General features: G+C 69.5%; 11 protein-coding genes. 7 read left to right on the top strand and 4 right to left on the bottom strand.

Going from position 1 to position 13,560, the window contains the following annotated elements; translation table 11 throughout:
• The first annotated feature begins 89 nt into the window (after positions 1-89).
• The 4 genes from ACQUQF_RS20780 (at position 90) to ACQUQF_RS20795 (ending at position 5,153) form a co-directional block, all read left to right on the top strand.
• Positions 90-1,733 (top strand): thiamine pyrophosphate-binding protein, encoded by a 1,644-nt coding sequence (locus tag ACQUQF_RS20780; protein ID WP_435181092.1) that lies wholly within the window; start codon positions 90-92, stop codon positions 1,731-1,733.
• Positions 1,734-1,849: 116 nt separating this feature from the next.
• Positions 1,850-2,641: an SDR family oxidoreductase gene (locus ACQUQF_RS20785; RefSeq protein WP_435181093.1), complete on the top strand. Its 792-nt coding sequence runs from the start codon at positions 1,850-1,852 to the stop codon at positions 2,639-2,641.
• Positions 2,642-2,733: 92 nt separating this feature from the next.
• On the top strand, positions 2,734-3,894 hold the full coding sequence (locus ACQUQF_RS20790) for an acyl-CoA dehydrogenase family protein (protein WP_435181094.1): 1,161 nt from the start codon (positions 2,734-2,736) through the stop codon (positions 3,892-3,894).
• A gap of 2 nt (positions 3,895-3,896) precedes the next feature.
• Positions 3,897-5,153: a CaiB/BaiF CoA transferase family protein gene (locus tag ACQUQF_RS20795; RefSeq protein WP_435181095.1), complete on the top strand. Its 1,257-nt coding sequence runs from the start codon at positions 3,897-3,899 to the stop codon at positions 5,151-5,153.
• Between the two features lie 16 nt (positions 5,154-5,169).
• On the opposite strand, the gene ACQUQF_RS20800 is transcribed toward ACQUQF_RS20795, so the two are convergent.
• The 3 genes from ACQUQF_RS20800 to ACQUQF_RS20810 form a co-directional block, all read right to left on the bottom strand.
• Positions 5,170-6,135, bottom strand: coding sequence for a VOC family protein (locus tag ACQUQF_RS20800; protein WP_435181096.1), 966 nt, complete (start codon positions 6,133-6,135; stop codon positions 5,170-5,172).
• Positions 6,136-6,315: 180 nt separating this feature from the next.
• Positions 6,316-7,281, bottom strand: coding sequence for an amidohydrolase family protein (locus tag ACQUQF_RS20805; RefSeq protein WP_435181097.1), 966 nt, complete (start codon positions 7,279-7,281; stop codon positions 6,316-6,318).
• Positions 7,282-8,180: 899 nt separating this feature from the next.
• Entirely contained in the window at positions 8,181-9,416 is a 1,236-nt protein-coding gene (locus tag ACQUQF_RS20810) for an FAD-dependent monooxygenase (protein WP_435181098.1), read from the bottom strand.
• Between the two features lie 143 nt (positions 9,417-9,559).
• Here ACQUQF_RS20810 and ACQUQF_RS20815 point away from each other — a divergent pair, with 143 nt between their 5' ends.
• Together ACQUQF_RS20815 and ACQUQF_RS20820 are read left to right on the top strand one after the other, a co-directional pair.
• Positions 9,560-10,024 (top strand): pyridoxamine 5'-phosphate oxidase family protein, encoded by a 465-nt coding sequence (locus ACQUQF_RS20815; protein ID WP_435181099.1) that lies wholly within the window; start codon positions 9,560-9,562, stop codon positions 10,022-10,024.
• A 186-nt stretch (positions 10,025-10,210) separates the two neighbouring features.
• Complete coding sequence (locus ACQUQF_RS20820) at positions 10,211-11,107, top strand: SDR family oxidoreductase (protein WP_435181100.1); 897 nt, start codon at positions 10,211-10,213, stop codon at positions 11,105-11,107.
• Between the two features lie 63 nt (positions 11,108-11,170).
• Here the strand turns inward: ACQUQF_RS20820 and ACQUQF_RS20825 are convergent, their stop codons facing one another.
• Positions 11,171-12,535 carry a methyl-accepting chemotaxis protein gene (locus ACQUQF_RS20825; RefSeq protein WP_435181102.1) on the bottom strand — a complete coding sequence of 455 codons (1,365 nt, stop codon included), beginning with the start codon at positions 12,533-12,535 and terminating at the stop codon, positions 11,171-11,173.
• A 145-nt stretch (positions 12,536-12,680) separates the two neighbouring features.
• Between ACQUQF_RS20825 and ACQUQF_RS20830 the strand changes: the two genes are divergently transcribed.
• Positions 12,681-13,559 (top strand): fumarylacetoacetate hydrolase family protein, encoded by an 879-nt coding sequence (locus tag ACQUQF_RS20830; protein WP_435181103.1) that lies wholly within the window; start codon positions 12,681-12,683, stop codon positions 13,557-13,559.
• Position 13,560: the final 1 nt, after the last annotated feature.

The raw sequence follows: 13,560 nt of genomic DNA on the forward strand, positions 1-13,560 counted from the left end.
CGTCGAGATACTACGTTTGATGCCATCGAACAGCCCGGCCGCCGGGCGGTCGTCGAACGTTTAAGTTACCCCGGGTCAGAGAGGAGAACGTGATCGTCAACCAGGCCGTGGTCGACACACTCGTCGACAGCGACGTAGACACCGTCTTCGGAATCCCGGGCAAGCAGTCGCTCCCGCTGAACGAGACCATCGGGGAGCGCGAGGACATCCGGTTCGTCGTGGCCCGCCACGAGACCGCGGTGACCCACCAGGCGTGGGGGTACGCCGCGACGAGCGACCGGATGGCCGCGACGGTCGTGGTGCCCGGCCCCGGCGACATGAACGCGATGAACGGGCTGAAGAACGCGCTCAACGACTGCGTCCCGCTGCTCCACGTCGCCATCGAGACCGACCCCGACCTCCGCGGCGGCGACGCCATCCACGAGACCCCGCCCGACACCTACGACAACGTCGTGAAGGAGAACGTGCTGGTCGAGACCCCGGAGGCGACGGTCGCCGAACTCGAGCGGGCCATCGCGGTGGCCCGCACGCCGCCGAAAGGGCCCGTCCGGGTCGGGATCCCGAAGAGCTTCCTCCCCGCGGACGTCGCGCTCGCCGACCCGCCGGAGTTCGACACCGAGTCCACCGTCGGCGTGCCGACGGACGCGGTCGCGGCAGCCCGGGACCTGCTGGCCGACGCGGCCGAGCCCGTGGTGCTTGCGGGCGGCGGCGTCCGCGCGGCCGGCGCGACGGACGAACTGATCGCGGTCGCCGAGCGCCTCGGCGCGCCGATCGTGACGACGTACAAGGGCAAGGGCGTCGTCCCCGAGCGCCACGCCCTCAGTGCCGGGACGCTGAGCGGCAGCGCCAGCCCCGAACTGCTCTCCTGCCTCGCCGACGCCGACGCGTGCCTCGCGGTCGGGACCGACCTCGACGCCCACGCGAGCCGCGGGTGGTCGGTCGAACTGCCCGACGCGCTGGTCCACGCGACGCTCGACGCCGGTGACATCGGCCGGGGCTACGAGCCGACGGTCGGAGTCGTCGGCGATGCCCGTGAGGTGCTGGCGGCGCTCGCCGATGGTCTCGACGAGGCCGGCGTCGACCGTCCCGAACTGGGGACGGAGCGCGCGAGCGCCGTCCGGTCGGCGTACGACGAGCGCATCGAGCCGCTGCTCGGCGACTCGCCGCCGATCACCTCGGTGCGGGCGCTGCGCGCGGTCCGGAGCGCGCTCCCCGAGGAGGCCATCGTCACCGCGGACGCCGGCGGGTCGCGGGTCTGGGCGCTCAACGTCTTCGACGCCGCCGGTCCCCAGCGGTACGTCAACCCCGGTTCGTGGGCCACGATGGGGACGAGCCTGCCGTCGGCCATCGGCGCGCAGTACGCCAATCCCGACGCGCCCGTCGTCGCCCTGGTCGGCGACGGCGGCCTGATGATGTGCGTCCACGAGCTCCACACCGCCGCGGCCGAGGACCTGCCGGTCACTGTCGTGGTGCTCAACAACGACGACTACGCCATCATCAGCGAGGAGGCCGGCCGGAGCTACCGCCTCTCGGAGCGGGAGTACGGCTGGGCGGACGTCCCCGTCGACTTCGCCGCCGTCGCGGAGGGGATGGGCGTCGAGGCGTACCGCGCCGACGCGCCGGCCGACATCCGGGACAGCCTCGACGCCGCGCTCGGCAGCGACGGCCCGACGCTGGTCGAGGTCCGCACCGACCCGCTGGAACCGCAGGCGAGCCAGTTCATGGCCGAGTGAGTTCACAGCCGAGTGAGCGGACTGGGGGACGCGGGCGAACTTCGAAAGCGGACAGATGTTGCGGAAAGAATTGTCGAGATTCGTGGGACTAAGGCCGTCGGCTCTGATTGCTACCCATGGACCTCGGAATCGAGGGCAACGCGGCACTGGTATCGGCGTCGAGCAGCGGCCTCGGCAAGGCCGCCGCGACCGCGCTGGCGCGCGAGGGAGCGAACGTCGTCGTCAACGGCCGGGACGAGGAGCGACTCGACGCGGCGGTCGAGGACATCCGCGAGGTCGCCGAGGGCGAGGTCGTCGGCCAGCCCGCCGACCTCACCGACCCCGACGACATCGAGCGGCTGGTCCAGCGGACCGTCGACGAGTTCGGCGGCCTCGACCACCTCGTGACCAACGCCGGCGGCCCGCCGAGCAAGCCGTTCAGCGAGACCACCGACGAGGAGTGGTACCAGGCGTACGACCTGCTGGTGATGAGCGTCGTCCGGCTCGTCCGGGAGTCGGTCGACCACCTCGAGGCGGGCGACGGCGGCAGCATCGTCAGCTCGACGTCCCACAGCGTCAAGGAGGCCATCGACGACCTCGTCCTGTCGAACTCGGTTCGGATGGGCGTCATCGGGCTGGAGAAGACGCTGTCGCGCGAGCTCGCCCCCGACGTCCGGGTCAACGCGGTGATGCCGGGCGCCCACGAGACCGACCGGATGGTCTACCTCATCGAGAACGCGGTCGAGCAGGGCCGGTTCGAGACCTACGCGGAGAGCGAGGAGGCCTGGACCGACGACATCCCGATGGGCGACCTCGGCTCGCCCGCGGAGTTCGGCAACGTCGTCGCGTTCCTGCTGTCGGACCGCGCGAGCTTCATCAACGGCGAGTCGGTGATGATCGACGGCGGCGACGCCCGGTCGAACCTGTAGGCGCCGGTTCCTCGCCCCGTCGTCGGTTCTCCGCCGCGGTCGACCGACGGAACCCCCATCGTTATTACCCGCCCGACGCAACGTCTCACCCGATGCTAGACTTCGTGAACCTGGAGGCGGAACTGTCCGAGGAGGACAGGCTCGTGCTGGAGTCGGCCCGCGACTTCGTGGCCGGCGAGGTCGAGGACATCGGCGAGCACTGGATCGAGGGGACCTTCCCCACCGACATTATTCCCGACCTCGGCGAGATGGGCTTCTACGCGCCGAATCTGGAGGGGTACGGCCTGCCGAACGTAAGCGAGACCGCCTACGGGCTGCTGATGCAGGAGCTTGAGGCCTGCGACTCGGGGCTCCGGTCGATGGCCTCCGTCCAGGGCGCGCTCGTGATGTACCCCATCCACGCCTACGGCAGCGACGAGCAGAAGGAGCGCTGGCTGCCGAAGCTGGGGTCGGGCGAGGCCGTCGGCTGCTTCGGGCTCACCGAGCCCGAGCACGGGTCGAACCCCTCGGGGATGGAGACGTACGCGGAGAAAGAGGGCGACGAGTACGTGCTGAACGGCTCGAAGACCTGGATCACCAACTCGCCCATCGCGGACATCGCGGTCGTCTGGGCCCGGGACAGGTCGGCGGAGGACGATCCCGTCCGCGGATTCCTGGTCGAGACCGACTGGGACGGCGTGACCACGAACAAGATCGACGAGAAGCTCTCGCTGCGGGCCTCGATTACCGGGGAAATCGGGCTCAACAACGTCTACGTCCCCGAAGACGCGGTGCTACCGGGCGTCGAAGGGATGAAGGGTCCGCTGTCGTGTCTCACGCAGGCCCGGTACGGCATCGCGTGGGGCGCGGTCGGCGCGGCGCGGGACTGCTTCGAGACGGCCCGGGAGTACGCCACCGAGCGCGACCAGTTCGGCGGCCCCATCGGACGGTTCCAGCTCCAGCAGCAGAAGCTCGCGGAGATGGCCACCCAGATCACCCTCGCGCAGCTGCTCGCCCATCGGCTCGCGGAATTGAAAGAACGGGGCGAGCTGCGGCCCCAGCACGTCTCGATGGCCAAGCGCAACAACGTCCGGATGGCCCGCGACCAGTCGCGCGTGGCCCGCGAGATGCTGGGCGGCAACGGCATCACGGCCGACTACTCGCCGATGCGCCACATGGCCAACATGGAGACGGTCTACACCTACGAGGGCACCCACGACATCCACACCCTGATCCTCGGCGAGGACCTGACGGGCATCGCGGCCTACCAGTGACGATGACCGGCGAAGCACGCGACCCCGACGGCGACGCGGGCCCGCTCGACGGCGTGACGGTGCTCGACGCCTCGCGGGTCCTGGTCGGCCCGTTCTGCACGATGCAGCTCGGCGATCTGGGCGCCGACGTCATCAAGGTCGAGCGCCCGGACGGCGGCGACCAGACCCGCCACTGGCACCCGCCGACGTACGGCGACAGCGACGAGAGCGCCTACTACGTCAGCGTCAACCGGAACAAGCGCTCGGTCGCGCTCAACCTCGCCTCGGAGGAGGGCCGGGAGGTGTTCCGGGACCTGGCGGCCGAGGCCGACGTCCTCGTCGAGAACTTCCGCGTCGGGAAGATGGAGGAGTGGGGCCTCGACTACGGCGACCTCCGCGAGCGCAACCCCGACCTCGTCTACTGCTCGCTGTCGGGCTACGGCGAGTGGGGCCCCGAGAAGGACCGACCCGCCTACGACATCATCATGCAGGCCGAGGGCGGGCTCATGAGCATCACCGGCGTCGAGGACGGGATGCCGGTCCGGGTCGGCGTCGCGCTCGCCGACATCGGCGCGGGGATGTACGCCACCCAGGCCATCCTGGCGGCGCTGCTGGAGCGCGAACTCGGCGACGGGACCGGGCAGAAGATCGACGTGAGCCTGCTCGACGGCCAGGTCGCCTGGATGACCTACATGGCCTCGAACTACTTCGCGACCGGCGACCCGCCGGGCCGGATGGGGAGCAAGCACCCCACCATCGCCCCGTACCAGGCGTTCGAGACGGCCGACGGCTACGTCGTGGTCGCGGTCGCGTCCGAGCACATCTGGCCGGACTTCTGCCGGGCGCTCGACCGCGAGGACCTCGTCGACGACCCCCGGTTCGCGGCGAACGCCGACCGGGTGGAGAACAGGGACGAACTCGACGCGCTGCTCGCCGAGGAGTTCGCGGCCTACGGGACCGACGAGGTCATCGAGATCCTCCGCGAGCACGACGTCCCCGCCAGCACCGTCCGGGACATGGCCGAGGTGTTCGACAGCCCCCAGGTCGAGGCCCGCGGCATGCGGACGTCGGTCGACCACCCCACGGCCGGCGAGGTCGAGATGCCCGCCAGCCCGATGCACTTCTCGCGGACGCCGACCGCCGTCCGCCGGCATCCGCCGCTGCTGGGCGAGCACACCGACGAGGTCCTCCGGGAGACCGGCTACTCGCCCGACGAGATAGAGCGACTCGTCGCGGCCGACGCCGTCGCGCCGTCGCCCGACGAGCGTTCGGACGGCTGACCGGCGGCGGTCGCGCTCACTCCTCCAGGCCGACGTAGGGCAGGCCGTCCCAGCCGGGGCCCCGCCCGATCCACTGGTGGCTCGTCTCGCCGCCGATCTCCGCCTCGGTCCACTCGATGGGCTCCCAGTCCGGCTCGAAGTTGAGGTAGCCCGGCCCGGCGAAGAACTCCACGCAGAAGTCGCTGGCCGGGTCGCTCACGTAGAGGAAGTCCGCGCGGGTGATGGCGTGGCGGCCCGGCCCGCCGTCGGGCTCGATGCCGTGCTCGGCCAGGACGTCGGCCGCCTCCCAGAGGTCCTGGAGGCTGTCGAGGTGGTACGAGACGTGGTGGAACCCCGGGGGCGACCCCGCCGGCTCCCGGTGGATGGCGATGTCGTGGGGCAGCGGCGTCACCGAGAGCCACCAGCCCCAGAGCTCGCCGTCGGCCTTCCGGTAGCGCTCGTTCGTCTGGAAGTCGAGCGCGTCGACCAGCCAGGCGGCGTGGTCGGGCGACACCCCGTCCTGGACGTGGCAGTGGTCGATGCGCCGGGGCGCGATGCGGTTGGCTTCCGCCTCGCTGTAGTTGCGGTTGTGGAGCTTCGAGCGCTTCTCCGCCGGGGCCTGTGGCTTCTCGACGTCGTAGTAGAACTCGTAGGGGTGGCCGAACGCCTCGACGCGTATCGCCCGTCCCTGGCCGCGCTCCTCGCCGGCCTCGACGTGGCGGACCTCGCGGCCCTCCGCCTCGAACTGCTCGGCCAGTTCGTCGACGGCCTCCGGCGTCTTGGTCCGGAACGCGACGTGGTCGACGCCCCTCCGGCCCGACTCGGTGAGGCTGAGCGTGTGGTGCTCCCAGTCGCGCATCCCGCGGAGGTAGGCGGTGTCGCCGACCCGCTCGGTCACCTGGAAGCCGAGCACGTCCTCGAAGAACCACAGCGACTCGTCGAGGTCGGGCGTGTGGGCCGCGACGTGCCCGAGTTTCGCCAGCGGTGAGGTCGGGGACGTCATCGTTTCGCGCGGGAGGGAGCCGCCGAACTGTCGCCCCGGGTCGCGCTGCTCGTCTCGCTGCTGTCGATTGTCCCGCTCATGGGATGAGTCACGATAGAACGTGGCACAACATGTAACTTAAGTTTATGGGAGATTCGCGGAACGCGATTCCGACGATCCGAGCGGTCGGCGGGCGTTCCGCTACGCGACGAGGTCCTCGAGGTTCCCGCCGAGGATGCGCTCGCGGGTCTCGTCGCTCGCGTCCATCTCCGCGACGGCGTCGAGTCCCTGCTCGATCCACGCCCGGCCCCGGCCCGGCCCGAACGGGTAGTCGGTGCCGAAGACCACCTTCTCGTCGCCGAAGAAGCCGGTCGCACACTCCTGGGCGAGCACCGACCCGCTGACCGCGGTGTCGACGTGGAACTCCCGGAAGTAGTCGCTCACCGGCTGGTCGAGGTCCGGCAGGTCGGTGTCGGCGTAGTTCTCGGGGTAGTCGAGCCGGGTCTGGTAGAACGAGTCGATCCGACCGCCGTAGAACGGGACCATGCCGCCGCCGTGGTGGGCGACCAGGTCGAAGTCGTACTCGTCGACGACGCCGCCGAACACGAGCCGCGAGAGCGCCAGCGTGGTGTCGAACGGCCAGCCGAACAGCCGGTGCTCCATGTACTCGCTCGCCCAGTCGTACCACTCGTGGAGTTGGGGGTGCATCCACAGCGGGGCGTCGTGGCGCTCGGCGCGCTCGAACAGCGGACGGAACTCCGGGCGGTCGATGGGCTCGCCCTCGATGGTCGAGAACATCTGGACGCCGGCCATGTCCAGGTCCTCGATGCACCGGTCGAACTCGGCCATGAACTCGTCGGACACCCGCGGGATGGTCCCGACCGGGACGAACCGGTCGGGGTACTGGTCGGCGATGCTGCGGACCTCGTCGTTGGCCAGTCTGGTGAGTTCGAGCGCGGTCTCGTCGTCCATCCCCCGCCAGAGCGGCGGGAGCGCCAGCGTCAGCACCTGCCTGTCCACGCCGAACTCGTCCATGTCGTCGAGTCGCCGGTCGAGGTCCCAGAGGAACGACGGGTCGCCGCTCAGCCCCTGGAAGTCGTACTCGGCCAGCAGCGTGTCGTAGAACTCCTCGGTCAGAACGTGGGTGTACGCGTCGATGGTTGTCATGAGAGGTACCGGCCACTCGTTGGTTGTGACGGTTCTTTATTAAAGATGCAGGTCGCCGCGTCGGCTTCGTTCGGACTGCGATGCTGTTCGGGGTCGCGAAGCGGGAGATTCCGACGCCGCCACGACCACAGGTTTACGTAGCACTCGTTTCGCCCCGAATTGTCGGTAGTTGTACGATGAGAACCGACCGCGACATTACAAACCAGGACGTTCGTCTACAACGAACGCTGTCGCCGACAGCATCACAATTTTACATTGATAATATTTTTCGCGACGTTCAATCAATAATCACCGACGATGGCGTCGGACCCGTGACAGAGGTAGTGCTGTAACGCCCCGGACGGACAGAACGCCCGATAGAGACCGGAGATCGACCGAATGCGCGGGTCGTTCACTGCGTTAGCGCCGCTCCGACCGGTTCGGCCGAGCGAGCGCCACCGATCGGAGAAACGGGAGAGTCGGGGGGTGGAGATCGCGTCCGAGACGCGACCGAGACGAGAAATCGCATGACTGCGAGGGGTTGAGAAGCACCGTTCGCTGTTGGCGAACACATTTGGCCGGAAGTTAAAAGGGAAGCCGACGGTGTCCGGTAGCCCTCCGCGTGGGTCACTGATTACCGCGGAAACCGTCCGCAATCAGCGCAGTGATGGAACACAGGGGCACAGCTGTTCTCCATTACCGAATACACCAACAAGAACTCCACGTAACGGGATACAACGGACATCTCTCTTCCACCTTCCGGGACCCGATGTGGAACGCGACTGGAACATGTAATCTGAATTTCGGACCGACAGGGGTCGAGTTGCGGTCGGCGAGACAGGTCCAGCCGCCGCTCGACGGGCGTCACAGACGGCGAGAGGAGGTGACGGAACAGAAGAGAAGTCGCGGAAGCGGACGGGTCAGTACTGCCCGATGGTCACCGGCGGCCCCTCGTGGGGGCCGTACGGCGCGTCGTCGAGCCACTCGCCGGCCGGTTCGTAGTAGTCGGCGAGCTCGGCCGCCAGCCGCTTCTTGGTCTTGGTGACGATGCTGTCGCCCTGGAGGTACTCGAGGGCCTGCCCGGCGGCGGCGCGGTTGTACTCGGCCGCCTTCTGGCGCCGGATGCCGTACTCGGCGATCTCGCCGTCGGCGGTCTCGCGGACGTCGGCGTTGAGCGCGACGCTGATGGCCGAGGCCGCCGCGTCGGCGTCGGCGACGCCCGAGTTCATCCCGCGGGCGCCGAACGGGGCGAACAGGTGGCCGGCCTCGCCCGCCAGCAGCACGCGGTTGCGGTCGTCGACCATCCGGTCGGCGGTTACCTGCTTGAACTTGTACTCGGAGACCCAGGTGACCCGGTCGCGGTAGCGCTCGCCCAGGACGGTGGCGACCATCCGGTTGATGTTGGGCTCCTCGGCCATCCGCTCGGGGTCGTCGGACTCCCGGCACTGGATGTCGACGCGCCACCCGCCCTGGAACGGGACGAACAGGACGTTGCGCCCGCCGAGCTCGGGGTGGTCGTAGTGGAAGACCCGCTCCTGCTTCCGGGGGTTGTCCGGGTCCTCGTCGACGTCGGCGATGATGAAGGAGTTGGGCGACTCCGTGCCGTCGAACTCGGCGCCGATCTCCTTGCGGACCGTCGAGCCGGCGCCGTCGGCGCCGACGACGTACTCCGCCTCCCAGACGTCGCCGCCCTCGGTCTCGACCGTCACGCCGTCGTCGCTCGCGTCGACCGTGTCGACCGGCGAGTCCCAGTGGAGGTCGATGCCGTCGGACTCCTCGATGGCGTCGAGCATGTACTCCTCGGTCCAGACCTGCGGGAGGCTCGTGAAGTGGGGCAGGCCGCCGTCGCCGCCGCGGTCGGGGTAGGTCCGCGCGAACACCTCCTTGCCGCGGAACAGCGTCCGCCGGGTCGACCACGTGATGCCGTTGTCGACCAGCCGCTGCCCCAGTCCGGGATGTGACTGCTCCAGCGTCCGGAGCGTGTCCTTGTGGACGTAGATGGCCCGGCTCCCCGGCCGGTCCCGGTCCTCGGGGTCGGCCTCGAGGATGGTCGAGTCGATTCCGCGGGCGTCCAGCGCGAGCGCCGCGGTCATCCCGACCGGCCCGGCCCCGGCCACGACGACTGGCGCGTCGGCTTGCTGCTCGGAGTCGCTCATCGTATTACAACGTAATGTTCTTCGGGGTATAGATATTTTTTCATTCGACTATTTTCATGATGGCCGACCAACTGCCGACGATCCGGGGTCGAGGCGAACGTGTTCGCGATTCGAATTAGGAGTCCGAAGGGCGACCTGTCGGTATGGACGTTTCGAACACGGACGGACGCGAGCTGCGGGGCGAACCGATGGACGAGGCGGCCGTCGACGCGTTCCTGCACGAGCGGGGGGTCGGCGTGCTGTCGCTGGCCGACGGCGGCGACGCCTACGGCTGCCCGGTGTCGTTCGGCTACGACGGGGAGCAGCTGTACTTCGTCCTGCTCCGGTTCGGCGAGGACAGCGAGAAGCTCGACTTCGCCGCGGCGACCGAGACGGCGACGTTCGCGGCCTACGACTTCGAGGACGAGCACCGCTGGCGGAGCGTCCTCGTGCGCGGCCCGATCGAACCGGTCCCCGAGGACCGGACCGAGGCGGTCGACGAGGCGCTGTTCGACAACGCGCAGTTCGCCAGCCTCTACCCGCAGGGCGAACCGATGACCGAGCGGACGCGGTACCGGCTCGTCCCCGAGGAGGTGACGGGCCAGCAGGGGCAGGGTCGGACCCTCTGAATTGACCCCGCGACTCCGGACCGACGCCGACCGGACCGCCGGCCAAACATTTGAATACCGCGTCGCCGAACCCCGAGGCATGTATCCGGGACCAGCGAGCGAACGGACCGGCACCGAGAGCCACCGAGTCGGCCGGCGCGGCGGCAGGACGGCGAAGCCGACCGCGACCAACGCGAGGACCGGCCGATGACCGCGCTCGACGACAGGGTGTGCGTCGTCGGCGGGGGCGGCAACGGCCTCGGCGCGGCGACCGCCCGGGAACTGGCCGACCGCGGCGCCAGCGTCGTCGTCAACGACCTCGGGACCTCGGTCCGCGGCGAGGGGAGCGACCCCGACGTGGCCGAGGAGGTCGCCGAGGACATCCGCGAGGCGGGCGGCGAGGCGACCGCCCACGCCGGCGACCTGACCGACTTCGAGTACGCTCGCGGACTGATCGCCGACGCGGTCGCGGAGTACGGGCGCGTGGACTTCGTCGCCAACTTCGCGGGCATCCTCCGGGACGACTTCGCCACCAACCTGAGCGAGGAGGACTGGCGCGCGGTCGTCGAGACGAACCTCACCGGGCAGTTCGCGCTGCTCCAGGCGGCCTGCCGGCACTGGCGCGAGGCGGCCGGCGACGCGGGGTTCGACAGCCAGCGGTCGTACCTCACGGTGTCAGCCCGGTCGGCGCGGGGCAACGCGGGGCAGGTCAACTACGCCGCCGCGAAGGCCGGGATTCTCGGGATGGTCCGGACGGTCGCCGCGGAGATGCACCGCTCGGGCGTCCGCGTCAACGCGCTCGTCCCGAACGGCTACACCCGGATGACCGAGACGGTCCCCGAGGAGCACCGGCCGTACACCCGCGAGGAGATGCCGCCCGAGCGGGTCGCCCCGCTGGCGGCGTACCTCGCGAGCGACGACGCGGCCGACGTCACGGGCTGTACGCTCTACGCGGGCGGCGACCGGGTGGGCGTCTTCTCCGAACCGTCGCTCGACCGGGTCGGGGTCCGCCCCGGCGGCTGGACGCTCGACGCGCTCACCGAGCACTTCCGCGAGGACGTCGCGGGCGACGTCGACCTGACGAGGACGGACAACTACTTCTGAGTAACTGCAGTCTTCGCAGAGAACGGCCGGAGTGTTCGCGGAGACGGAGTCGTTCGGCGCCGGTCAGTCGTCGATCGTCGCCTCGAGGTCGGCCTCGACCTCGCGGATGCGCTCGCGGACGTGCCGGGCCGAGGCGGCCTGGCGCTCGTTCTCGTCGGCGAGGTCGTCGATCTGGTCGACGACCTCCCGGAGGCTGGCGAGCACCTCGTCGAGCATCGTCGTGACCTCCTCGGTGCCGGAGGCCTGCTCGTCGGTCGCCTCGGCGATCTCGCGGGTGCCGACCGAAGCGTCCTCGGCGGCCTCGTGGATGGCGGCCTGGCGCTCGCGGACCGTCTCGATGTGATCGGCGGTCTCGGCGATGCCGCCGGTGGTGCGCTCGACCGCGTCGGTCGTCCGCTCGACGCTGTCGGTGACCGCCTCGATCGTCTCCTCGATGGCGTCGACCTCGTCCTGGGACTGGTCGGCCAGCGCCTTGATCTCGTCGGCGACCACCGCGAACCCGCCGTTGTCTGCCCCGCTGCGGGCCGCCTCGATGTTGGCGTTGAGCGCCAGCAGGTTGATCTGGGAGACGATGTCGCTGATGACGTCGATGACCGACTCGATCTCGTCGACCTGCTCGTCGAGCTCCCCGCTCGTCCGGTCGAGGTCGCCCGCGGCGTCCTCGACGTCGTCGAGCACGTCGACGGCCTCGTCGGTCGCCTCCAGCGACTCGGCGGCGTTCTCCGCGACGGTGGAGGCCCGCGCGTCGACCTCGTCGGCCTGCGCGGCGATCTCCTCGACCGTGGCGCTCAGCGACTCGACCTCGCCGTGGATGGTCGCGAGCGCGTCGACCTGCTCGCTGGCGGTCTCCCCGATGAACTGGCTGTTCTCGGCGACGGACTGCGAGGAGTCGAGCAGCTCCTCGACGGTGGCGTCGACCTCCTCGCTGACCTGCTCCTGGGCCTCCCTGACGGCGCGGCGCTGCTCGACGAGCTCTGTCACCCGCGAGACGAACTCGAAGGAGCCGACGGGGTCGCCGCGGTGGTCGTACAGCGGCTGGGCCGCCGCCCGGACGTGCCAGCGCTCGCCGTCGTCGTCGACGCCCGACCGGACGTCGTCCTCCTTGACCGTCTCCTCGGTCCGGACGACCTCCTCGGCCAGCGTCTCGGTGACCTCCTCGGTGCCGATGACGTCGTGCGCGACCTCGCCGACCGCCTCGTCGGCCGGCGTGCCGAGCATCTCGGCCTGTTCGGTGTTCCAGTGGGTGACCCGGCCGTCGTCGTTGACCACTAGCACCGGCTCGGGGAACCGCTCGGCCAGGTCGTCGAAGAGGTGGCGCCAGAAGTCCCGCTCGTCTCGAAGCCGTTCGAGTTCGTCGGCGTCCTCCGGGGGTTCGTACAGGGTCGCGCCCTCTCGGTCGGGCGCCGTCGTCGGAGGTTGTGATGTCATTGACAGACGCATTTCCCCCGTCGGTATTAATAGTTCGCCTCGTTATCGGAAATGAAATTCGTTCGAGCGCGCAGCGAACCCGAGCCGGCAACGCTTGCCGGTCGGAAGGCGATGATTTATGGGTGCGCTGGACGCACGGGTGAACATGCGATTCGTCCGCTACAACGAGGACCGACTGGGACTCCTGACCGAGGACGGCAGCGGCGTCGTCGACCTCACCGATCGGCTGGGCATCGACGCCCGCGACCCGCTCCGCGAGTACATCCGCGGCGACTACGACGCGAGCGAGTACGCCGACGCCGACCCCGACCACGACCGCGCGGACGTCGAGCTGGGCGCGCCGGTCCGCCGGCCGGGCAAGGTCATCGCCGCGCCGCTCAACTACGAGAACCACATCGAGGAGGCGCTGTCGGACCGCGACATCACCACCGACGAGTGGTTCACCATCGAGGACAAGGGCTACTTCCTGAAGGCGCCCTCGAGCGTCGTCGGCCCGGACCACGGCGTCGAGCTCCCGTTCTCGGACCGCCGGACCGACCACGAGATCGAGCTCGCGTTCGTGATGGGCGACGACGTCAAGGACGTCTCGGCCGACGAGGCCTGGGACCACATCTTCGGCTACACCATCCTGCTCGACATCTCGGTCCGGGGCGACCAGGACCGCTCGAACCGCAAGTCCTACGACACCTTCACCGTGGTCGGCCCGTGCGTGGTCACGCCCGACGAGGTCGGCGACCCGCAGGACCTCGAGATGGAGCTCCAGCTCAACGGCGAGACCCGCCAGCGGGAGAACACCGGCGACATGGTGTACACCTGCGCCGACATCGTCCAGTACGCCTCCATCGGGGCGACCGTCGAGGCCGGCGACGTCATCACCACGGGCACGCCCGAGGGCGTCAGCGCCCTCTCGGACGGCGACACCATCGACGCCGAGATCGAGAACGTGGGTTCGATGACCGTCGACGTGACCGAGCGGGACGTCCGCTTCGAGGACGTCGACGTCCAGAAGGGCGGCCAGGAGTAGG

This window comes from Halorussus sp. AFM4 (assembly GCF_051194995.1).
GTDB lineage: Archaea > Halobacteriota > Halobacteria > Halobacteriales > Haladaptataceae > Halorussus.